A 22,153-nucleotide genomic window follows, 5' to 3' on the forward strand; every position below is an offset into this window, starting at 1 on the left:
GTCAGTGCCCTTCCTTCAGTTCGCGGTAGGCGGCCACCAGCGCGGCCGTGGACGGGTCGAGACCGGGCACGTCGGCGCCTTCGGTCAGGGCGGGTTCGACGCGCTTGGCGAGGACCTTGCCGAGTTCTACGCCCCACTGGTCGAAGGAGTCGATGTGCCAGATCGCGCCCTGCACGAACACCTTGTGCTCGTACAGCGCGACCAGCTGGCCCAGGACCGACGGGGTCAGCTCGGTCGCCAGGACGGTGGTGGTGGGGTGGTCGCCCCGGAAGGTGCGGTGCGGCACCTGCTCCTCGGGCACGCCCTCGGCCCGCACCTCCTCCGCGGTCTTGCCGAACGCGAGCGCCTGGGTCTGGGCGAAGAAGTTGGCCATCAGCAGGTCGTGCTGGGCCTTCAGTTCCTCGCTCAGCTCGGCCACCGGCCGGGCGAACCCGATGAAGTCGGCCGGGACCAGCTTGGTGCCCTGGTGGAGCAGCTGGTAGTAGGCGTGCTGCCCGTTGGTGCCGGGCGTGCCCCACACCACCGGCCCGGTCTGCCAGTCGACCTCGCGCCCGTCGCGGTCCACGGACTTGCCGTTGGACTCCATGTCGAGCTGCTGGAGGTAGGCCGGGAACAGGGACAGGTAGTGCGAGTACGGCAGCACCGCGTGCGACTGGGCGCCCAGGAAGTTGCCGTACCAGACGCCCAGCAGGCCCAGGATCAGCGGCGCGTTGGCCTCCGGGTCGGCGTTGCGGAAGTGCTCGTCGACGATGCGGAAGCCGTCGAGCATCTCCCGGAAGCGGTCCGGGCCGATGGCGATCATCAACGACAGGCCGATCGCCGAGTCGTAGGAGTAGCGTCCGCCGACCCAGTCCCAGAACTCGAACATGTTGTCGGCGTCGATGCCGAACTCGGTGACCTTCTCCGCGTTCGTCGACAGGGCCACGAAGTGCCGGGCGACCGCCTTGTCGTCACCTCCCGTCCCGGCCAGCAGCCAGGAGCGGGCCGAGGTGGCGTTGGTGATCGTCTCGATCGTGGTGAAGGTCTTGGACGCCACGATGAACAGGGTTTCCGCCGGGTCCAGGTCCCGCAGCGCCTCGTGCAGATCGGCGCCGTCCACGTTCGACACGAACCGGAACGTCAACTCCCGTGCCGAGTAGGCCCGCAGCGCCTCGTACGCCATGGCGGGGCCCAGGTCGGAGCCGCCGATGCCGATGTTGACGACGTTGCGGATGGGCCTGCCGGTGTGCCCGGTCCACTCGCCGGAGCGGACCCGGTCCGCGAACGCCGCCATCCTGTCCAGCACGGCGTGCACCTTCGGCACCACGTTCTCGCCGTCGACCTCGATCACCGCGTCCCGCGGGGCGCGCAGCGCGGTGTGCAGCACCGCCCGGTCCTCGGTGACGTTGATCCGCTCGCCGCGGAACATCGCGTCGCGCAGCTCGGCCACGCCGGTGGCGGCGGCCAGTTCCTGGAGCAGGGCCAGGGTCTCGTCGGTGACCAGGTTCTTGGAGTAGTCGATGCGCAGGTCGCCGACGCGGACCACGTACCGCTCCGCGCGGGTGGGGTCGGCGGCGAACAGCTCACGCAGGCCGGGACGGGGCAGCGCCTCCTCCCGGTGGTCCACCAGTGCGGTCCACTGGGGGCGCCGGGTGAGCGCGGGGGAGTCAGACATGGACCGGCGTCTCCTTCGTGCCCTCGCCGCGCAGGGCGATGGCGTACATCTCGTCGGCGTCGAGGCGCCGCAGCTCCTCGGCGATGAGTTCGGCGGTCGTGCGCACCTTGAGCGCCAGGGTGCGCGGGGGCTGGTTCGGCAGGGTCAGGGTGGCCAGCGGGCCCTCGGGCCGGTCGATGACGATCTCGCCGTCCGCGGTGCCGAGCCGGACGCCGGTCACCACCGGACCGTCGGTGACCACCCGGTCGACGGCGACGCCCAGGCGGGCCTGGAGCCAGCGGGCCAGCAGCTCGGCGGCCGGGTTGTCGGCCTCCGCCTCCACGGCCGCCGACGTCACCGGGACGCGGGCCTGGTCCAGGGCCGCCGCCAGCATCGAGCGCCACGGGGTCAGCCGCGTCCACGCCAGGTCGGTGTCACCGGGCGCGTAGGAGCGGACCCGGGCCTCGAGGGTCGCGAGCGGGTCCTCCACCGCGTACAGGTCGGTGATCCGGCGCTGGGCCAGCGCGCCGAGGGGGTCCTGGGCCGGGTCGACGGGCGCGTCCACCGGCCACCACACCACGACCGGGGCGTCCGGCAGCAGCAGCGGCAGGACGACGGAGTCGGCGTGCTCGGTGACCTCGCCGTACATCCGCAGCACCACCGTCTCGCCGGTGCCGGCCTCCGAGCCGACCCGGATCTCGGCGTCCAGGTGGGACTTGGTGCGCTCGCGGGGATTGCGGGGGTGCCGCTTGATGACGACCAGGGTGCGCGAGGGGTGCTCGTGCGAGGCCTCCTCGGCCGCCTTGGTCGCGTCGTAGGCGTTCTCCTCGTCCGTGACGACCACGATCGTCAGGACCATGCCGACGGCGGGCGTCCCGATGGCCCGGCGGCCCTGCACCAGCGCCTTGTTGATCTTGCTTGCCGTGGTGTCGGTCAGGTCGATCCTCATGGCCTGCGCCAGCTCCGTCCGTCTCGTGCGAGCATCTCGTCCGCTTCCGCGGGGCCCCAGCTGCCCGCGGCGTACTGCGCGGGCCTGCCGTGCCCGGCCCAGTACTCCTCGACGGGGTCGAGGATCCGCCAGGACTCTTCCACCTCCTGGTGACGGGGGAACAGGTTGGCGTCTCCCAGGAGGACGTCGAGGATGAGCCGCTCGTACGCCTCCGGGCTGGACTCGGTGAACGACTCGCCGTAGGCGAAGTCCATCGACACGTCCCGGATCTCCATGGAGGTGCCCGGCACCTTGGAGCCGAACCGTACCGTCATGCCCTCGTCGGGCTGGACGCGGATCACGATGGCGTTCTCGCCCAGCTCCTCCGTCGCCGTGGTGTCGAAGGGGGAGTGCGGGGCGCGCTGGAAGACGACCGCGATCTCGGTGACCCGGCGGCCCAGCCGCTTGCCGGTACGCAGGTAGAAGGGGACGCCCGCCCAGCGGCGGTTGTCGATCGCCAGCTTGATCGCCGCGTAGGTGTCGGTGGTGGAGGCCGGGTCGATGCCGTCCTCCTCCAGGTAACCGCGCACCTCGGCGCCGCCCTGCCAGGCCGCTGCGTACTGCCCGCGCACGGTGTGCCGGCCGAGGTCGTCGGGCAGCCGCACCGCCCGGAACACCTTCAGCTTCTCGGTGAGCAGCGAGGCCGCGTCGAACGCGGCCGGCTCCTCCATCGCGGTCAGCGCCATCAGCTGGAGCAGGTGGTTCTGGATGACGTCGCGGGCGGCGCCGATGCCGTCGTAGTAGCCGGCCCGGCCGCCGATGCCGATGTCCTCGGCCATGGTGATCTGCACGTGATCGACGTAGGACCGGTTCCAGATCGGCTCGAACATCTGGTTGGCGAAGCGCAGCGCCAGGATGTTCTGGACGGTCTCCTTGCCCAGGTAGTGGTCGATGCGGAAGACCTGGTCCGGCTCGAACACCTCGTGCACGATCGCGTTCAGCTCGCGGGCGCTCGCCAGGTCGTGACCGAAGGGCTTTTCGATGACCGCGCGCCGCCAGGAGCCCTCGGGGGCGTCCGCCAGCCCGTGCTTCTTCAGCTGCTGGACGACCTTGGGGAAGAACCTCGGGGGCACGGAGAGGTAGAAGGCGTAGTTGCCGCTGGTGCCGCGGGCGGCGTCCAGCTCCTGGACGGCCTCGCGCAGTTGCTTGAACGCGGTGTCGTCGTCGAAGTCGCCGGGGATGAACCGCATGCCCTCGGCGAGCTGCTGCCAGACCTCCTCGCGGAACGGGGTCCGCGCGTGCTCCTTGACGGCCTCGTGCACGACCTGCGCGAAGTCCTGGTTCTCCCAGTCCCGGCGGGCGAAGCCCACCAGCGAGAACCCCGGCGGCAGCAGGCCGCGGTTGGCCAGGTCGTACACCGCCGGCATGAGCTTGCGGCGGGACAGGTCGCCCGTGACGCCGAAGATGACCAGCCCCGACGGCCCCGCGATGCGCGGCAGCCGCCGGTCGCGGGGATCGCGCAGCGGGTTGCTCCACTCGGGTGCCGGGGCGACCACGGGGGCGGCACCGCTCCCGGCCGCCGTGGGTTCGGTCCCGGCCGCCGCGGCACCCCTGCCGTCCGCCCCGGCTCCGGCGCGGGGTCCGGCTCCGGAACGGGAGGCGGCGGGGGCCCCGTCCTCCGGCCGCTCGTCGGCCGTCAGCGGCTCCCCGGCGTCGACGACCCCGGCGGCCTCCCGAGCGGCCCTGTTCTCCTTGGCCTCCTTGCTCTGCTTCGTCTCCTCGGTCCCGCCGGCCGTAGGGGCGGGAAGGTCCTCGCTCATTCCCCGTCAACTCCCTTGCTGTTGAGGGACTTCGTCACGGCGTCGAGCAGGTCCTGCCAGGCCACCTCGAACTTGGCGACGCCCTCCTGCTCCAGCTGCTCCACCACCTCGTCGTACGAGATGCCGAGCCGCTCCACGGCCGCGAGGTCGGCCCGGGCCTGGGCGTAACCACCGGTGACCGTGTCGCCCTGGACGTCACCGTGATCGGCGGCGGCCTCCAGGGTGGCCTCCGGCATCGTGTTCACGGTGCCGGGAGCGACCAGCTCCTCCACGTACAGGGTGTCCCGATATGCGGGGTCCTTCACACCGGTGGACGCCCACAGGGGGCGCTGCTTGTTCGCGCGGGTGCCCGCGAGGGCGGCCCACCGGTTCCCCGGCGGCGTCCCGCCGTCGGCGGAGCCGAACACCTGCTCGTAGGCCGCGTAGGCCAGCCGAGCGTTGGCCAGGGCCGCCCTGCCCTTCAAAGCCAGGGCCTCGTCCGTGCCGAGCAGCGTCAGCCGCTTGTCGATCTCGCCGTCCACGCGGGAGACGAAGAAGGAGGCCACCGAGTGGATCGCGGACAGGTCGAGCCCGGCCGCCTGTGCCTGCTCCAGCCCGGCGAGGTAGGCGTCCATGACCTCCCCGTACCGCTCCAGGGAGAAGATCAGTGTCACGTTGACGCTGATCCCGGCGCCGACGACTTCGGTGATCGCCGGAAGACCGGCCCTGGTCGCCGGAATCTTGATCATCACGTTGGGGCGGTCCACGAGCCAGGCCAGCTGCCGGGCCTCGGCGACGGTGGCCGCCGTGTCGTGGGCCAGGCGCGGGTCGACCTCGATGGAGACCCGGCCGTCCCGGCCGCCCGTGGCCTCGTACACCGGCCGCAGGACGTCCGCGGCGGCCCGGACGTCGGCGGTGGTCATCATCCGGACCGCCTCGTCGACGGTCACGCCCCGCACCGCGAGGTCGGCGAGCTGCTCCTCGTAGCCCGCACCGGAGCCGATGGCGGCCTGGAAGATCGACGGATTGGTGGTGACGCCGACGACGTGCCGGGTGGCGATCAGCTCGGCGAGGGCGCCGGAGGCGATCCGGGTGCGGGACAGGTCGTCCAGCCAGACGGAGACGCCCTGCTCGGACAGGCGTCGCAGGGCCGCCGCGCTCGCGGGGGCTTCGGTCACTGTGATCATCTGCTTTCTCGGAAGGTGCGGGATGCTCGGATCAGCCGCGGGCGGCGGCCAGGGACTCCTTGGCCGCGGCGGCGACGTTCTCGGGGGTGAAGCCGTACTCGGCGAACAGGGTGGCGGCGTCGGCGGAGGCGCCGAAGTGCTCCAGGGAGACGATCCGGCCGGCGTCGCCCACGAACCGGTGCCAGGTCAGGCCCACACCGGCCTCGACGGCCACCCGGGCCCGCACGGACGGTGGCAGCACGCGCTCGCGGTACTCCCGCGGCTGCTCCTCGAACCACTCCACGGACGGCATGGACACCACCCGGGTGGCGATGCCCTCCGCCTCCAGCAGCTCCCGCGCGGCCACGGCCAGGTGCACCTCGGAGCCGGTGGCGACGAGCAGCACCGCGGGGGCGCCGCCGGAGGCCTCGCGCAGGACGTAGCCGCCGCGGGCCGCGTCCGGGTCCGGCTCGTGGACCGGTACGGCCTGCCGGGTCAGCGCCAGCCCGTGCGGGGCCGGGGCGGTGCCGTGCCGCCGCAGGATCTCGCGCCAGGCGATCGCGGTCTCGTTGGCGTCGGCCGGGCGGACGACGTTCAGGCCGGGGATGGCGCGCAGCGAGGCCAGGTGCTCGACGGGCTGGTGGGTGGGGCCGTCCTCGCCCAGGCCGATGGAGTCGTGCGTCCACACGTACGTCACCGGCAGCTGCATCAGGGCGGACATGCGGACCGCGTTGCGCATGTAGTCGGAGAACACCAGGAAGGTGCCGCCGTAGACGCGGGTGTTGCCGTGCAGCGCGATGCCGTTCATCTCCGCGGCCATGGCGTGCTCGCGGATGCCGAAGTGGATCGTGCGGCCGTACGGGTCCGCCTCGGGCAGCGGGTTGTCCGCCGGCAGGAACGACGACGTCTTGTCGATCGTGGTGTTGTTCGAACCGGCCAGGTCGGCGGAGCCGCCCCACAGCTCGGGGATCACCGCGCCGAGCGCCTGGAGCACCTTGCCGGAGGCGGCGCGGGTGGCGACGCCCTTGCCCGTCTCGAAGACCGGGACCGCGTCCTCCCAGCCCTCGGGCAGCCGGCCGGTGACCACACGGTCGAACAGCTCGGCGCGCTCCGGCCGGACCGCCCGCCACTCGGCGATCCGCCTGTCCCAGGCGGCGTGCGCCTCGGCGCCCCGGTCCAGGGCGCGGCGGGTGTGGGCGAGGACGTCGCCGGCGACCTGGAAGTCGCGCGCCGGGTCGAAGCCGAGGACTCGCTTGGTGGCGGCGACCTCCTCCGCGCCGAGGGCGGAACCGTGGGAGGCCTCGGTGTCGCGGGCGTTCGGCGCCGGCCAGGCGATGACGGTGCGCATCGCGATGATCGAGGGGTGCCCGGTCTCGGCTTGCGCCGCCCTGAGCGCCGCGTACAGCGCGTGCACGTCGACGTCGCCGTCGGCGGTCGGCTCGATCCGCTGCACGTGCCAGCCGTAGGCCTCGTACCGCTTCAGCACGTCCTCGGAGAACGCGGTGGCGGTGTCGCCCTCGATGGAGATGTGGTTGTCGTCGTACAGGAAGACCAGGTTGCCCAGTTTCTGGTGGCCGGCCAGCGAGGACGCCTCCGCCGAGACGCCCTCCTGGAGGTCGCCGTCGGAGACGACCGCCCAGACGGTGTGGTCGAACGGGGAGGTGCCCGCGGGGGCGTCGGGGTCGAACAGGCCGCGCTCGTAGCGGGCGGCCATCGCCATGCCGACGGCGTTGGCGACACCCTGGCCCAGCGGGCCGGTGGTGGTCTCCACGCCCGCGGTGTGGCCGTACTCCGGGTGGCCGGGCGTCTTCGAGCCGTGCGTGCGGAACGCCTTGAGGTCGTCCAGCTCCAGCTCGTACCCGGCGAGGTACAGCTGCGTGTAGAGGGTCAGCGAGGTGTGGCCGGGGGAGAGGACGAAGCGGTCACGGCCGGTCCACTCGGGGTCGGCGGGGTCGTGCCGCATCACCTTCTGAAAGATCGTGTACGCGGCGGGCGCCAGGCTCATCGCGGTGCCCGGGTGTCCGTTCCCGGCCTTCTGCACGGCATCGGCCGCCAACAGGCGGGCGGTGTCGACGGCACGCCGGTCGAGTCCGGTCCAGTCGAGGCGGTCCCCGCGATCCGATGGGTGCGTGCTCATCTTCAAGAAATCCTCAGTGGGAGCGAGGCAGCTGGTCCGATGGGTTCAAACTTAAAAGTCTGACTTTTGAAGGTGAAGGTCGGGGTGTGCCAGCCTGTGGTGAAAGTGGGACACCGCTCGGCGGCCCGGCGCGCACCTGAGCCGGCCTGTGCGCGACTGAGGAGGCACGAGAAGGACATGGCGGACGAACACCTCCAAGGCGGCGCCGACGCGCCCGGTGGCGGCGCGCCGGGGGGCGACGCGATCAGAACCCTCCCCTTCCCGGCCGACCTCAGCGTCCTCGGCGTCGGCATGTTGGTCGGACCCATGGGCGCGGGCCGCACCTGGCACGCCGAGGCGCCCCTGCACCGGGTGCACCGCATCGACTTCCACGTCGTCATGCTCTTCACCGGCGGCCCGGTCCGGCACATGATCGACTTCACCGAGTACGAGGCCGGGCCCGGCGACCTGCTGTGGATCCGCCCGGGGCAGGTCCACCGCTTCGCGCCGCACGGCGAGTACCGCGGAACCGTGCTGACCATGCAGCCCGGCTTCCTGCCCCGCGCCACCGTCGAGGCCGCCGGCCTGTACCGCTACGACCTGCCGCCCCTGCTCCACCCCGGCCCGGCCCAGCGGGCGGCCCTGCACGCCGCGTTGGAGCACCTGCGGCGCGAGTACGAGGACGAGACGACCCTGCCGCTCAGCCTGCACACCGCCGTGCTGCGCCACTCGCTCTCCGCGTTCCTTCTGCGCCTGGCCCACCTCGCCGCCAGTTCGGCCGAGGCGGTGCGGCCCGGGCCGGCGGACACGACGTTCACCCTCTTCCGGGACGCCGTCGAGGAGGGCTTCGCGACCAATCACAGCGTCAGCGCCTATGCCGACGCGCTCGGTTACTCCCGCCGCACCCTGGTCCGCGCGGTCCGGGCCGCCACCGGGCAGACGCCCAAGGCGTTCATCGACCACCGCGTCGTCCTGGAGGCCAAGCGCCTCCTCGCCCACACCGACCTGCCCATCGGCCGGGTCGGGGCGGCCGTCGGCTTCCCGGACGCCGCCAACTTCTCCAAGTTCTTCCATCAGCACACGGAGACCACCCCGGCGGCGTTCCGGGCCGAGCTGCGCTGAACGGACGCCGCGCGGCGCGACTTCCGCGGCGCGCATGCGGAAGGGGCCGCACGCGTGCGTGCGGCCCCTTCGCCTCCTGCGGGGGGTCGATGCCCTCCAGGCCCCTGCGCCCCTGCGGGGCTCAGCGTCCGAAGGAGAACCAGTTCACGTTCACGAAGTCCGCCGGCTGGCCGCTGCTGAAGGTCAGATAGACGTCGTGCGTGCCCGTCACCGCGGAGATGTTCGCCGGCACCGTCCGCCAGGACTGCCAGCCCCCGGTGTTGCCGACGGCGAAGCTGCCGATCGGCGCGCTGGTACGGCTGTCCAGGCGCACCTCCACCAGGCCGCTCACCCCGGACGGGGCACCGCTGGCCACGCGCGCGGAGAACTGTCTCGCCGCCGTGGAGCCGAAGTCGACGCCCTTGTAGACGGCCCAGTCGCCGTTGGCGAGGAAGCCGATGTTCTGGCCGCCGCCGGAGTCGAGGGTCGTCTCGGTGCCGACGCCGGACTGGCCGTCGTAGGACTCCGCCTGGATCGTGGAGTAGGCGTCGCGGCTGCCGCTCGGCGGGGGCGTGGTACCGCTCCCATCGGCCGACAGCACCTGGACGTAGTCGACGAGCATCGAGTGGCCGGGCTGGGTGCCGGCGTCCGGGCCGCCGCCGAAGGCGTTCGGGAAGCCGCCGCCCATCGCCACGTTGAGGATGATGTAGTAGCCGTGGTCGGTGGCGTTCGCCCACGTCGTGGCGTCGACCTGGGTCTCGCGGACCGTGTGGAAGTGGTTGCCGTCGAGGTAGAAGCGGATCTCCTCCACGGACGTGGAGCGGTCCCACTCCATCCGGTAGGTGTGGAAGCCGGCCTGGCAGGTGGTGCCGGTGCAGGTGGTGCTGGAGCCGATGCCGCTGGTCTCGTTGCAGGGGCCGCCGGGTGAGGTGCCGCAGTGCATCGTGGCCCAGATCGTGTTGAGACCCTGGGTGTTCTCCATGATGTCGATCTCGCCGACGGCGGGCCAGTTCCAGTAGTTGCCCCGGTAGGGCGCGCCGAGCATCCAGAACGCCGGCCAGTAGCCCTTGGCCGCGGCGCCCGTGACGTTCGGGACCTGGATGCGGGCCTCCACGCGCAGCGTGCCGCCGGCCGGGGGCTCGAAGTCGGTGCGGTTGGTCTCGATGCGTCCGGAGGTCCAGTTGCCGGCCGCGTCACGGCGCGGGGTGATGCGCAGGTTGCCGTTGCCGTCGAGGGAGACGTTGTCCGTGCTGGACGTCATCGTCTCGATCTCGCCGGTGCCCCAGTTGGCCGGGCCGCCGGGGTACGAAGTCCCGGTGGCGTACTGCCAGTTGGCGGTGTTCACCCCGGAACCCGCGGGGCCCTCGAAGTCGTCGACGAAGACCTGGTTCCAGCCGGACGGGGGCGGGGGAGCGGCGGCCGTCGCCGTCGGGCCGGTCACGGCGGTGGCCGTCGCGGCGAGGCCGAGCACGCCGACGACGGCGACGAGCGCCCGGCGCAGTGGCCGCCGTCTGCGGGGGGTGCCGGAAGGTTCTCTCATGTGGGGGTGCCTCTCGGGTGCGTGAGTGGGGAGCACGAGCGCCCCGAGGCGCGCTCGGGGCTGAGAGCGCTCTCAGAGTGCGCCCAATGTGCTCTCAGCTCCCGCCGTCGTCAAGAGGTGAAACCGAGAAAGTCCCTACGGGGCCGATGAGTTCACCGAATGAATCAGTGGCCGGAGGGCTGCAGCGCGCTGCCCGCCGTCCATTCCTTCCACGAGAGGTTCCAGCCGTTGAGCCCGTTGTCCGCGGCGACGGTCCGCTCTCCGGAGTTCTTCACGACCACCACGTCACCGAGCCGGGAGCCCGCGAAGAACGCGTGCCCCGCGGTCGCGTCGTCGTCCGGGTCCTTGGCGTCGTGCAGGCCGATGCAGCCGTGCGTGGTGTTGTCGTGCCCGAACACCTTCGCGTCGGTCCAGTAGTTGCCGTGGATGAAGGTGCCCGACGTGGTCAGCCGCTGGGCGTGCGGGACGTCCGGGATGTCGTACTCGTGGCCGAGACCGACCGTCGAGGACTCCATGCGGGTCTGCTTCAGCCGCTCGCTGATCACCATGACGCCGGACCAGGTGGCGTGGCCGGCGTCGCCGCCGGTGACCGGGTAGGCGGCGATCTTCCTGCCGTCCCGCACGACGGTCATCCGCTTCTCCGCCAGGTCGACCGTGCTGATCTGCGAGCGGCCGATGCGGAAGGCGAGGGTCTGGTCCCGGTCGCCGTAGCGGCCCTCGGCGGAGCGCACGCCCTTCAGACGCAGCCGGACCGTGACGGTCGTGCCGGGGGCCCAGTACGTCCTCGGCCGGAAGTCCAGCCGGGTGGCGCCGAACCAGTGGCCCGCCACCTCGACGCCCGGGTCGGCGGTGACCGTGATCGCCCGCTCGACCGCCGCCCGGTCCGTGACGGCGTGCGAGAAGGTGACCGACACGGGCATGCCCACGCCGTAGGTGCCGCCCGCCTCCGGGGTGACGGAGGCGGTGAGCGTCCGGCGCTCCGACGGGCCGCCGCCGGTGCCGTCCGCCGCCCGCGCGGGGGCCGCCGGGAGCGCGCTCAGGGCGGCGGCGGCCGGCAGCGCGCCGAGCGCGGTGAGCATTGTGCGCCGGGACCGGCCCGGCCGGTGCTGCTCGGGCCGGGCGGATATGGGGGACGTGCTCACGGCGTGCGGCCTTTCTGCGCGGGCCACCGGTGCGGGGCGATCGGTGCGGGGCGATCGGTGCCGGTGTGCTCTGGGGCGGCGGGATGAGTGCAGTCTGCACCATATATCTGGGTTGCCCCTGTGCGTGCCCGTCGGTGGCCTGTGACCGCTGTGAGAAATGTGGCAGACGCGCTCGCCGGTGGCCCGGGGCCACGGTCGGTCACCGGTGCGTGACCGCCTGGCTCCCCTCCGCGGGCCCTCGCCCTTGGTGACCGCCGGGCCCGGCCGGTGCCCGGGGCGTGCCATGATCGGCGCCAGGCAGGAGGCGGGCCCGCGAGGGAAGGGTGCGGACGTGAGGCTGACGGTTCTGGGCGGCGGCGGATTCCGGGTGCCCCTGGTGTACGGGGCGCTGCTGGCCGACCGGGGTGAGGGGCGGGTGACCCGGGTGGTGCTGCACGACCTGGACGCCGGGCGGCTGGCGGCGATCACCCGGGTGCTCGCCGAGCAGGCGGCCGGGGTGCCCGACGCCCCCGAGGTGAGCGCCACCACCGACCTGGACGAGGCGCTGACCGGCGCCGACTTCGTGTTCTCCGCCATCCGCGTCGGCGGCCTGCGGGGACGCGCCGACGACGAGCGGGTGGCCCTCGCCGAGGGCGTCCTCGGTCAGGAGACGGTCGGCGCGGGCGGCATCGCCTACGGCCTGCGCACCGTCCCCGTCGTCGACGACATCGCGCGCCGCGTGGCCCGCCTGGCCCCGCACGCCTGGGTCATCAACTTCACCAACCCCGCCGGACTCGTCACCGAGGCCATGTCCCGGCACCTCGGCGACCGCGTCATCGGCATCTGCGACTCGCCGGTCGGCCTCGGCCGGCGGATCGCCCGCGTGCTCGGCGTCGACCCGGACCGGGCGTGGATCGACTACGCGGGCCTCAACCACCTCGGCTGGGTGCGCGGCCTGGGCGTGGCCGGCCGCGACGAGCTCCCGCGGCTGCTCGCCGACCCGGCCCTGCTCGGCTCCTTCGAGGAGGGCCGGCTCTTCGGCCCCGAGTGGCTCCAGTCCCTCGGCGCGATCCCCAACGAGTACCTGCACTACTACTACTTCGGCCGGGAGGCCGTACGCGCCTACCGGGAGGCCCGGCAGACCCGGGGCGCCTTCCTGCACGACCAGCAGGCCGCGTTCTACGCCCGCGCCCGCGACCCCGAGGTCCCGGCGCTGGAGCTGTGGAACCGGACCCGCGCCGAGCGCGAGGCCACCTACATGGCCGAGAACCGCGAGGCGGCGGGCGCCGGTGAACGCGAGGCCGAGGACCTGTCCGGCGGCTACGAGCAGGTGGCGCTGGCGCTGATGCGGGCCGTGGCCCGGAACGAACGCACGACCCTGATCCTCAACGTCCGCAATCGCGGCACCCTGCCGGTACTGGACGCCGATGCCGTCGTCGAGGTGCCCTGCGTGGTCGACGCCACCGGCGCCCACCCGGTGGCGGTGGACCCGCTGCCCGGTCATGCCACCGGCCTGGTCTGCGCGGTCAAGGCCACCGAGCGCGCGGTGCTCGCGGCGGCCGGGTCCGGGTCCCGCGCGGCCGCCGTCAAGGCCTTCGCGCTGCACCCGCTCGTGGACTCCGTGACGGTCGCCCGCCGTCTGCTCGACGGCTACACCGCCGTCCACCCGGGCCTGGCATACCTCCGCTAGCGGCCCGGGCTCAGCCCCGGAGGCCGGGGTCCGGACGGGAGGAGGCGGCCACCGGGGCGGCGCCGGGGGCGACCAGGGGCTTCGCGGCGGCGTCGGCCGGGGCGGCCGGGGCCGCAGCGGTGTCCGGTACGGGGCCGTGGGCCGAGGCGAGGGCCGGGTCGTCCGTGTGCCGCTGCGGCAAGGGCACCGGGCACAGCGGCCGGGGCCCGGACACCACCGCGTAGTCCTGGCCCAGGAACGGCGGCACGATCTCGCCCGGGTCCTCGCCGAGCGCCAGCCGCACCGCCGCCCACGGGGCGTTCACCCCGCACAGCGCCAGCTGGTGCAGCCCGCCCGCCGGGCGGGTGTTGACGTCCATCAGCACGGGCCGGTCGCCGTACATCCGGAACTGGACGTTGGACAGGAAGTGCAGCCCGAACCGCCGCGCGAGCCGGCGGGCCGGCTCCAGCCACTGGTCCTGAAGGGTGAAACCGCGACGCCGGCCGTTCTTGGTACGGCCCACGGCCAGCCGGACCCGGTCGTCGGGGCCGGTGAGCAGGTCCACCGACACCTCCGGCTCCTCCAGCCGCGGCATGACCAGCCAGTCGACGGGCTCCTCGGCCGTCCGCACCGCCTGAACGACCAGGTCCAGCGGCACGTACGGGCTGGGGAAGCCGTTGAGCTGCGCCATCGAGTACGGCTCCCGGGTGATCACCCGGAACCCGACCCCGCCGGCCCCGGAGGCCGGCTTGAAGCAGGCGCGGTGGCCCCCCTCCTCCAGCTCCGTCACGGCGGACAGCAGTTCCTCGGCCGTGCGCACCCGCCACCACGGCGGCACCGGCACGCCGACGGCCCGGGCCGCCTCGTAGCCGGCCACCTTGTCCTGGAAGACGGCGACCGCCTCGGCCCGCGGCGCGAGCAGCGCCGTGCCGGCCGCCTCGAACTCGGCGCGGTGCGCCACGATCGCCGCCTGGTGCAGCCGGGGCACGAACACGTCGATGCCCCGCCGCCGGCACTGGTCCAGGGCGTACTCAACGTACGCGGCGGGGGAGAGGGACTCCGGTTCCAGCTCGGCGGTGTCGGCGGCGGCCAGGACGGGGGAGTCGGGGTCACCGTGGGTGGCGTGGATCTCGACGGCGCGGTCGCTGGGGTTTCTCCGCAGCTGCTCCACGAAGAACACGTTCTCCGCGTACGTGCGGTTGAGCCAGACGCGTACGCGAGAGACCATGCAGGCCACCTTTCACGGTTCGCGGGCAGGGCGAAGCAGGGCCGTGCCCGGCCAGGGGAGATGAAGGGACACCGAGCCGCCCTGCGCGGGGGGAGGTTCGAGACGGTGGTGTTGGGCCGATCATAGGGGCTCGGAGGCGTTGCCGCGCAACGCGTGTGTCAAGGATGCGCCCACCGCCGCCCGATGCCCACCGGGCGTCCGCCGGCCGGGCGTTCCCGGGCCTGATCACCGGGCTCCGCGCCCTTGCGGCGCCGTGTTCCGCGCCTCCCGGATCGCCGGGCTCCGGCCCCCCGAGTCGCCGGGCTCCGCCGCGCCGGTCGCGCTTGTCGGCCGGTGTCCGATGTGATCTCGTGGAACCGGCGCGTGGGCCCGGGTCCTGGGACCGGGACGGACGGGTCCCGCGGGGACGCGCCGCGGTGACGGTGCGCGGAGGACGGCCTGCCCGGAGGGGGGACCGAGTGGTGACGGCGACGACGGGGAACCAGGGAGTGCCGCGCCCGCGCCCGGTCCGCGGAGGAAGAGGCCCGGTGATCGAGGAACTGCTGCCGGACACGGTGGTCGCCGTGGAGGCCGTCGGCGTGGACGAGAGCCGGCCGGTGCCGCCGCTCCACCCCGAGGAGGCCGCGGCCGTCGCCCGGGCCGTCGCCAAGCGGCGCCGGGAGTACGCGGTCGTCCGCGCCTGCGCACGGCGGGCCATGGAGAAGCTCGGCGTGCCACCCCAGCCCGTCCTGACCGGCGAGCGCGGCGTGCCCCTCTGGCCGGCCGGCCTGCTCGGCAGCATGACCCACTGCGACGGCTACGGCGCCGCCGCCCTGGTCCGCGCCGCGGACCTCGCCTCCCTCGGCATCGACGCCGAGCCCGCCGCCGCCCTCCCGGACGGCGTACTGGACACCGTGGCCCTGCCCGCGGAGCGGGCCCGGCTGCGCCGGCTGGCCGCCGAACGGCCCGGGGTGCCCTGGGACCGGCTGCTGTTCAGCGCCAAGGAGTCGGTGTACAAGGCGTGGTTCCCGCTCACCCGGGCCTGGCTGGACTTCACCGAGGCCGACATCGAGATCGCCCAGGACCCCGGCGCCCCGCCGCAGGGCACCTTCCGGGCGGCCCTGCTGGTGCCGGGACCCCGTGTGGGCGGCCACCGGCCGGCCCGCTTCGAGGGCCGCTGGACGGTCCGGCACGGCCTGGTGGCGACGGCGGTCACCGTTCCGCACACCTGACCGACGGCCGCCCGGCGGCACCCTGGTCAGGGGGCCGGCGGGGTCACGGCCCTGTCAGGCACGGGGGCACCAGCTCGCCAGCATCCGGAAGAACTCCTCCTCATTGCCCGTCAGGCCGGCTGCGGACAGCGCCTGTTCGGCCTCGGCCAGCACGGCGGGCGGCACCATGGCGGGGCCGTGGCCGTCCGGCGGGCCGGCCGCCGTGTCGAAGGCGGCCCGCACGGTGTGCAGCAGCCGCAGATAGGCCTGGACGGCGGTGCGCTCGCTGTCGGTCAGCACGGCGGTGGTCATCGGTCGGCTCTCCCCAAACGACGGCAACGAAGCACGCCGCCCGCACGGCGACGCCACCCACCAGCTTGCCGCCCACCACTGACAATGCCGCCGAACAGCACGCCGATTCGCCCACTCGGGCGGGTCCGCGCCGCGCCTCCCCGATGCGCGCCGCCCCCCCCCGCGCCCCCCGAGGGCCAACGGGCCGCCGGACTAGCCGAGATAGCCCAGCGAAGCCTCGATCCGGCCCGCCAGGTGGTCCCGCTGCACCGGTCCCCGCAGCGACGAGCCCGCCAGCCACGTCCGGCACTTGCTGGCCAGCAGCAGCCCGAAGCTTTCGGCCTCGTTCTCCTCCGCCTGGTCGAAGCGGGTCCGGGCGGCCACCGCCCGTACGGTCGCCCGCAGGGCGTCCTCGTCGAGCTGGTCGCCGATCACCCGGGCCGCCACCGCGCCGCCCTCGGTCCGGTGGCCGCAGTGCCCGGCCTTCATGTGCCACAGCTCGTGCCCCAGGATGACCAACTGGTGGTTGGGCGCGGTGCGTTCCTCCACCACGACCAGGTCCTGGTCGGCCATGTCCAGCCACAGCCCGCTGGCCGTGCCGGGCGGGAACGCGGCCGTGCGGAAGAGCACGGGCCGGCCGCGGCGCCGGCTCATCGCCCCGCAGAGCGCGGCGTACAGGTCGGCGGGCGGCACCGGGGCGTCGAGCGTCAGCTCCGCGACCAGCTCACCGCACAGGCGGCGCATCTCCCTGTCGATGCTCACGTCTCTCCCCAGGCTCACGACTCGGGCCGCTTGACGCTCTCCAGCAGCATGTCCAGCCACTCGGCGACCTTGTCGCGGTGCTGGTCGGTGGGCAGCTGTGCGGCGCGCCAGGCGATCCCGCGGACGCCGTGGTCCTGGAGCAGCCGCTCCAGCGGGTCGTCGGCCACCGCGGCCGTCTCCCGCTCGCGGTCGGCGAGCTTTTGCAGGAGTTCCTGCTCGGTGTGCTGGAGAACGCTGGCGAGCGCCTCGGGGTCCTCCGCCGTGAGGAATCCGGCGTGCACCCGGAAGAAGCGCTGGATGGCGTCGCAGTGCTCCATGGTGGGACGCCGGTCGCCGTTGATGAGCGCGCCCGCCTGCTGCCGGGACATTCCCGCGCCGTCGGCGATCTCCTGCTGGGTGTACTTGCGGCCGTTGGGCTTGAGCCGGGTGCGGCGCAGCAGGTCCAGCCGTTGCACGAACCTGGCCTGCACATCGGGCTCGCCCGCCGGCCGGCCGCACAGCAGCGCTCCCACCACGGGCTCGGGGACACCGGAGGCCACCGACAGGCGGCCGACGTCGAAGACCTCGGCGTGCGGTACGCCGAGCCGGTCGGCGAGTGCGGTGACACGGGCGACCACGGCCTGGAGCGCGGCCGTCGGCGTGGTGCCGGGTCCCTCGAAGCCACCTGTCACCGACAGATCTCCTACGTCTCTCACAGGACTCACAGGCTTCTCACAAGCGGGTTGCCGTGAACTTCCCGGAGAGTAGCGGGTGGTTCGAACTCGCATCCAGGTCTCGCCACAACTGTGGCCAATTTCAGCCGTCAACCGGCATGAAATGCCACGATAGTTGACATGCCTTGCGTGGGGGCACCAGGATCGGGGCGCCGCGTGAAGGCCGCATAGGCAAGAGGGGTGACCTCCCGATGGCATTTCAGGCAGGAGGGCAGCGGCCGGCACCGCGGCCCTGCCCCACGACTCCCGACGCTCAGGCGTACCTCCAGGACTACGCCGCGCTCCTGGAAGCCGTCACCTTCCCCTCCCTCGTCGTCGACCACCGCTGGGACGTGGTGCTGGACAACAGTGCCTTCCGCGCGCTGTTCCGGGACGTCGGAGGGCACCCGACGGCCATGCCGGGCGACAACTTCCTGCGTTTCGTGCTGTTCCACCCGGACGCCGCCAACGTCCTCGGCGACCACGAGTCGAGCTGGTTCCTGCCGATGCTGGCGCAGTTCGCGAACGCGCTGGAGCGCCACGGCCACGACCACGTGCTCCAGACGATCCGCCGCGACATCGCCCAGGACCCGATCATGGAGGCCGCCTACCGGCAGGGCCTGCCGCACTGGATCCGCGCGGTCGGCGTGGAGGCGGTCGACCCCGACGGTGCCGTACGGCCGCTGGTCCACCCCGATCCGCGCCGCGGGGTCACCGAGTGCCGCGTCGTGGTGGAGACCCCGAGGGCGCTTCAGGACCTGGGCTGGACCCGGCTGACACTGGTCCTGCGCGAGGCGCCCTCCGCGCCGCCGCGCCGCCGCGGCACCCGGCGTCCGGCAGGCCACCTGAGGGTGGTCCCGCCCGCCGACTGAACGCCCGCCGCGCCCCGCGACGGGCCGAGCGCTTCACTCCGGCCGGGTGCCCCGTCAGCGCGCCGACGGCGTCGGCACCCTTCCGCCCTAGAGTGCTGTGTGACATATTACTGTCGTGAGCGAGCCGCTGACCTGCGATGTCGTCGTGGTCGGCGCCGGAGTCGTCGGCGCCGCCTGCGCCCTGTACGCCGCCCGCGCGGGCCTCACCGTCACCGTCGTGGACCGTGGTTCCGTGGCCGGCGGCACCACCGGAGCCGGAGAGGGCAACCTCCTCGTCTCGGACAAGGAACCGGGACCCGAGCTGGAGCTTGCCCTGCTCTCCCTGCGCCTGTGGCGGGAGCTGGCCGACGAGATGGGCGCGGCCGTCGAGTACGAGGCGAAGGGCGGGGTCGTCGTCGCCCGGACCGAGCGGGCCCTCGCCGGTCTCGAAGCCCTCGCCGGCGCCCAGCGGACGGCCGGCGTCGAGGCGGTCGCCGTCCCGGCCGGCCGGCTGGCCGACCTGGAACCGCAGCTGGCCCCCGGCCTCGCCGGCGCCGTGCACTATCCGCAGGACGCCCAGGTGATGCCCGCCCTGGCCGCCGCCCACCTGCTGCGGGCCTCCGGGGCCCGGCTCCTGACCGGCCGGACGGTGACCGAGGTGCTGCGCCGGCCCGGCGGCGCGGTGCGCGGGGTGCGCACCGACCGAGGGGACCTGCACGCCCCCGCGGTCGTCAACGCGGCCGGCACCTGGGGAGGCGACCTGGCCGCCCGCGCGGGGGTGCACCTGCCCGTGCGGCCCCGGCGGGGCTTCGTCCTCGTCACCGAGCCGCTCCCGCGCCGCATCCGGCACAAGGTGTACGCCGCCGACTACGTCGCCGACGTGGCCAGCGACTCGGCCGCCCTCCAGACCTCGCCGGTGGTCGAGGGCACCGCGGCCGGACCGGTGCTCATCGGCGCCAGCCGGGAACGGGTCGGCTTCGACCGCACCGTGTCGCTGCCCGCCCTGCGCGCCCTGGCGGCGGGTGCCACGCGGCTCTTCCCGTTCCTGACCGGCGTACGGGCCATGCGGACGTACGCCGGTTTCCGGCCGTATCTGCCCGACCACCTCCCGGCGATCGGCCCCGACCCGCGCGCCCCCGGCCTGCTGCACGCCTGCGGCCACGAGGGCGCCGGCATCGGACTGGCCGCGGGCACCGGCCGGTTGATCGCGCAGGCGCTCACCGGCACGCGCCCCGATCTCGACCCCGCACCCTTCCGCCCCGACCGCTTCCCCGAGGAGGGCGTGTGAACCCGCTCCGACTCGCCCGGGCCCGACCCGGCCCCCCCTTCACCGTCACCTTCGACGGCCGGGAGATCCGGGCCCTGCCCGGCCAGACGGTCGCCGCCGCGCTGTGGGCGGCCGGTGTCACCTCCTGGCGCACCACCCGGGGCACCGGCGGCCCGCGGGGCGTGTTCTGCGGGATCGGTGTCTGCTTCGACTGCCTGGTCACCGTCGACGGCCGGCCCAACCAGCGGGCCTGCCTGGTGCCCGCGCGGCCCGGTGCCGTGATCGGCACCCAGGAGGGGACCGGCCATGCGGAGTGACCTCGCGGTGATCGGCGCGGGCCCGGCCGGCCTCGCCGCGGCCCTGGCGGCAGACGCGCGCGGGGTGCGCGTCACGCTCGTCGACGCCGCCGCCGGTCCGGGCGGCCAGTTCTTCCGGCAGCCCGCCGCCGAACTGGGAGCACGGCACGCCCGCGCGCTGCACCACCAGTGGCGCACCTGGGAGCGGCTGCGCGACGGCCTCGCCGCCGGCGGCGTGCGGGTCCTGACGGAGCATCATGTCTGGTGCGTGGAGCGGCGGCCCTCCGGTGGCTTCGCGGTGCACGCCCTGCGCGGCCCCGGGCAGGACGAGCCGGCCGTGGTGCACGCCGACACCGTGCTGCTGGCGACCGGCGGCTACGAGCGGGTGCTGCCCTTCCCCGGCTGGACCCTGCCCGGCGTGATCACCGCCGGGGGCGCCCAGGCCATGCTCAAGGGGGCCCTCGTCGTCCCGGGACGGACCGCCGTCGTGGCCGGCACCGGGCCGCTGCTGCTGCCCGTGGCCGACGGACTGGCGGCGGCGGGCGTACGGGTCGCGGCCCTGGTCGAGTCCGCCGACCCGCGCCGCTTCCCCCGGCACGCCCGCGCCCTGGCCGGCAAGCTCCCGGAAGGCGCCGGACACGCCGCCCGGCTGCTGCGCCACCGCGTCCGCCTGCTGACCCGGCACACCGTCGTCCGCGCCCACGGCGGGGGGACCGGCGCAGCCGACGGCGGGGGAGACCGGCTCACCGGCGTCACCGTCGCCGCCCTCGACACCGCGGGCCGCGTACGGCCCGGCACCGAACGGCACCTCGCCTGCGACACCCTGGCGGTCGGCCACGGCATGCTCCCGCACACCGACCTCGCCGACGGCCTCGGCTGCGCCCTCGACGGGACGGCCGTCGCCGTCGACGCCGAGCAGCGCACCACGGTGCCCGGGGTCTGGGCCGCCGGGGAGACGAGCGGCATCGGCGGTGCGGGTCTCGCGCTCGCCGAGGGCCACATCGCCGGCCGCTCCATCGCCGCACGGCTGCGCGGCGCCCCGTGCGATCCGGCGCCCGCGGCCCTCGCCGCCCGCCGGCGTCTGCGCCGCGCGGCGGCGGCCCTCGACTCCGCCTACGCTCCCTCCCCGCACTGGACCGACCAGGTCACGGACGACACCGTCGTCTGCCGCTGCGAGGAGGTCACCGCCGGTGCCGTCCGCGACGCCCTCGACCTGGGCGCGGGCGACACCCGCACCGTCAAACTGCTGACCCGCGCGGGCATGGGCTGGTGCCAGGGCCGGGTGTGCGGCCCGGCGGTGGCGTCACTCGCCGGCTGCGCGGACACCCCGCCCCGGCGGCTGTTCGCCCGCCCCGTCCCACTGGGCGTCCTCGCCGGCCTGCCCACCGAGGACGACGCGGACGACGACCGGCACACCGGGGACGGCGTCGCCACCGGTCCGCACGCGGAGAAGGCCGCGGCCGTCGGCCTGCCCACCGAGCAGGACCCGGACGGCGACCCTCACGCGGAGGAAGGCGAGGCCGCCGGCCCGCCCGCCCGGGATGGCGTCGCCACCCGGCCGCGCGCCGCGGAAGGCGAGGCCACCGACCAGCACCCCGAGGAAGGACCCTCATGACCGACCACCGACCGTGGCGCGGCGTCCTCGTCGCCACCGCCCTCCCGTTCCGCGACGACCTCTCCGTCGACCACGACGCCTACGCCGAGCATTGCTCCTGGCTGGTCGCCAACGGCTGCGACGGCGTCGTCCCCAACGGTTCGCTCGGCGAGTACCAGGTCCTCACCCCCGAGGAGCGCACGAAGGTCGTCGAGACCGCCGTCGCCGCGATCGGCGGCGACCGGGTCATGCCCGGCGTCGCCGCCTACGGCTCCGCCGAGGCACGCCGCTGGGCCGAGCAGGCCCGTGACGCCGGCTGCGCCGCGGTGATGCTGCTGCCGCCCAACGCCTACCGCGCCGACGAGCGTTCGGTCGTCGCCCACTACGCCGAGGTGGCCAGGGCGGGCCTGCCGGTCGTCGCGTACAACAACCCCATCGACACCAAGGTCGACCTCGTACCCGAACTGCTCGCCCGGCTGCACGCCGAGGGGCACGTCCGCGCGGTGAAGGAGTTCTCCGGCGACGTCCGCCGCGCCTACCGCATCGCCGAACTCGCCCCCGAACTGGACCTGCTGGTCGGCGCCGACGACGTCCTGCTGGAGCTGGCGCTCGCCGGCGCCAAGGGCTGGGTCGCCGGCTACCCCAACGCCCTGCCCGCCGACTGCGTCGCCCTGTACCGCGCCGCCGTCGCCGGCGACCTCGCCACCGCCGTCCGCCTGTACCGCCGGCTGCACCCGTTGCTGCGCTGGGACTCCCAGGTCGAGTTCGTCCAGGCGATCAAGCTGTCCATGGATGTCGCGGGACGGCACGGCGGGCCCTGCCGCCCGCCGCGCATGCCGCTGCCGCCCGAGCAGGAGGCGGCCGTGCGCACCGCCACCGAGAAGGCCCTCGCGGCCCGGCCCGCGTAGG

19 protein-coding genes are annotated in these 22,153 nt (G+C 74.1%); 8 read left to right on the forward strand and 11 right to left on the reverse strand.

Translation table 11 applies throughout. The features are described from left to right. Position 1 precedes the first annotated feature (1 nt). Genes pgi through tkt form a run of 5 tightly spaced genes read right to left on the reverse strand, consistent with a single transcriptional unit; the run spans position 2 to position 7,663 of the window. Positions 2–1,654, reverse strand: coding sequence for a glucose-6-phosphate isomerase (gene pgi / locus ACZ45Q_RS17570; protein WP_468261577.1), 1,653 nt, complete (start codon positions 1,652–1,654; stop codon positions 2–4). Further along, positions 1,647–2,582, reverse strand: a complete 936-nt coding sequence (opcA, locus tag ACZ45Q_RS17575; protein ID WP_468261579.1) for a glucose-6-phosphate dehydrogenase assembly protein OpcA — start codon at positions 2,580–2,582, stop codon at positions 1,647–1,649. Before opcA ends, pgi begins: the two co-directional genes overlap by 8 nt. Then, on the reverse strand, positions 2,579–4,381 hold the full coding sequence (zwf, locus tag ACZ45Q_RS17580; protein WP_468261582.1) for a glucose-6-phosphate dehydrogenase: 1,803 nt from the start codon (positions 4,379–4,381) through the stop codon (positions 2,579–2,581). The genes opcA and zwf overlap by 4 nt, the downstream gene beginning before the upstream one ends. Further along, a complete protein-coding gene (tal, locus tag ACZ45Q_RS17585) occupies positions 4,378–5,547 on the reverse strand; it encodes a transaldolase (RefSeq protein ID WP_468261584.1) in 1,170 nt (389 codons plus the stop codon). The genes zwf and tal overlap by 4 nt, the downstream gene beginning before the upstream one ends. A gap of 31 nt (positions 5,548–5,578) precedes the next feature. Further along, positions 5,579–7,663, reverse strand: coding sequence for a transketolase (gene tkt / locus ACZ45Q_RS17590; protein WP_468261587.1), 2,085 nt, complete (start codon positions 7,661–7,663; stop codon positions 5,579–5,581). A 177-nt stretch (positions 7,664–7,840) separates the two neighbouring features. Between tkt and ACZ45Q_RS17595 the strand changes: the two genes are divergently transcribed. After that, on the forward strand, positions 7,841–8,764 hold the full coding sequence (locus tag ACZ45Q_RS17595; RefSeq protein ID WP_468261589.1) for a helix-turn-helix transcriptional regulator: 924 nt from the start codon (positions 7,841–7,843) through the stop codon (positions 8,762–8,764). 121 nt (positions 8,765–8,885) lie between these two features. Here ACZ45Q_RS17595 and ACZ45Q_RS17600 read toward each other — a convergent pair whose 3' ends face one another. Next, positions 8,886–10,283 carry a glycoside hydrolase family 16 protein gene (locus ACZ45Q_RS17600; RefSeq protein ID WP_468261591.1) on the reverse strand — a complete coding sequence of 466 codons (1,398 nt, stop codon included), beginning with the start codon at positions 10,281–10,283 and terminating at the stop codon, positions 8,886–8,888. 164 nt (positions 10,284–10,447) lie between these two features. Further along, the gene (locus ACZ45Q_RS17605; RefSeq protein ID WP_468261594.1) at positions 10,448–11,425 is read right to left on the reverse strand and encodes a L,D-transpeptidase; all 978 of its coding nucleotides are present in this window, start codon (positions 11,423–11,425) and stop codon (positions 10,448–10,450) included. A gap of 331 nt (positions 11,426–11,756) precedes the next feature. Here ACZ45Q_RS17605 and ACZ45Q_RS17610 point away from each other — a divergent pair, with 331 nt between their 5' ends. Further along, positions 11,757–13,094 (forward strand): 6-phospho-beta-glucosidase, encoded by a 1,338-nt coding sequence (locus ACZ45Q_RS17610; protein ID WP_468261596.1) that lies wholly within the window; start codon positions 11,757–11,759, stop codon positions 13,092–13,094. A gap of 10 nt (positions 13,095–13,104) precedes the next feature. On the opposite strand, the gene ACZ45Q_RS17615 is transcribed toward ACZ45Q_RS17610, so the two are convergent. Beyond that, complete coding sequence (locus ACZ45Q_RS17615) at positions 13,105–14,301, reverse strand: ATP-grasp domain-containing protein (protein ID WP_468261599.1); 1,197 nt, start codon at positions 14,299–14,301, stop codon at positions 13,105–13,107. A 527-nt stretch (positions 14,302–14,828) separates the two neighbouring features. Between ACZ45Q_RS17615 and ACZ45Q_RS17620 the strand changes: the two genes are divergently transcribed. Continuing rightward, positions 14,829–15,512, forward strand: a complete 684-nt coding sequence (locus ACZ45Q_RS17620) for a 4'-phosphopantetheinyl transferase family protein (protein WP_468261602.1) — start codon at positions 14,829–14,831, stop codon at positions 15,510–15,512. 54 nt (positions 15,513–15,566) lie between these two features. Here the strand turns inward: ACZ45Q_RS17620 and ACZ45Q_RS17625 are convergent, their stop codons facing one another. The 3 genes from ACZ45Q_RS17625 to ACZ45Q_RS17635 form a co-directional block, all read right to left on the reverse strand. Next, a complete protein-coding gene (locus ACZ45Q_RS17625) occupies positions 15,567–15,803 on the reverse strand; it encodes a hypothetical protein (protein ID WP_468261605.1) in 237 nt (78 codons plus the stop codon). 192 nt (positions 15,804–15,995) lie between these two features. After that, on the reverse strand, positions 15,996–16,526 hold the full coding sequence (locus ACZ45Q_RS17630; protein WP_468261826.1) for a toxin-antitoxin system, toxin component: 531 nt from the start codon (positions 16,524–16,526) through the stop codon (positions 15,996–15,998). Between the two features lie 32 nt (positions 16,527–16,558). Then, a complete protein-coding gene (locus tag ACZ45Q_RS17635) occupies positions 16,559–17,215 on the reverse strand; it encodes a helix-turn-helix domain-containing protein (RefSeq protein ID WP_468261607.1) in 657 nt (218 codons plus the stop codon). Positions 17,216–17,448: 233 nt separating this feature from the next. On the opposite strand from ACZ45Q_RS17635, the gene ACZ45Q_RS17640 reads away from it, so the two are divergent. From ACZ45Q_RS17640 to ACZ45Q_RS17660, 5 genes are all read left to right on the forward strand, one after another. Further along, entirely contained in the window at positions 17,449–18,108 is a 660-nt protein-coding gene (locus ACZ45Q_RS17640) for an MmyB family transcriptional regulator (RefSeq protein ID WP_468261609.1), read from the forward strand. Between the two features lie 115 nt (positions 18,109–18,223). Then, the gene (locus ACZ45Q_RS17645; RefSeq protein ID WP_468261611.1) at positions 18,224–19,375 is read left to right on the forward strand and encodes an NAD(P)/FAD-dependent oxidoreductase; all 1,152 of its coding nucleotides are present in this window, start codon (positions 18,224–18,226) and stop codon (positions 19,373–19,375) included. Then, on the forward strand, positions 19,372–19,671 hold the full coding sequence (locus ACZ45Q_RS17650; RefSeq protein ID WP_468261613.1) for a (2Fe-2S)-binding protein: 300 nt from the start codon (positions 19,372–19,374) through the stop codon (positions 19,669–19,671). Before ACZ45Q_RS17645 ends, ACZ45Q_RS17650 begins: the two co-directional genes overlap by 4 nt. Continuing rightward, positions 19,661–21,265: an FAD/NAD(P)-dependent oxidoreductase gene (locus ACZ45Q_RS17655; protein ID WP_468261616.1), complete on the forward strand. Its 1,605-nt coding sequence runs from the start codon at positions 19,661–19,663 to the stop codon at positions 21,263–21,265. The genes ACZ45Q_RS17650 and ACZ45Q_RS17655 overlap by 11 nt, the downstream gene beginning before the upstream one ends. Next, entirely contained in the window at positions 21,262–22,152 is an 891-nt protein-coding gene (locus ACZ45Q_RS17660; RefSeq protein WP_468261619.1) for a dihydrodipicolinate synthase family protein, read from the forward strand. The genes ACZ45Q_RS17655 and ACZ45Q_RS17660 overlap by 4 nt, the downstream gene beginning before the upstream one ends. The last annotated feature ends 1 nt before the right edge of the window (position 22,153 follow it).

Source organism: Streptomyces sp. NPDC031049 (assembly GCF_055571015.1).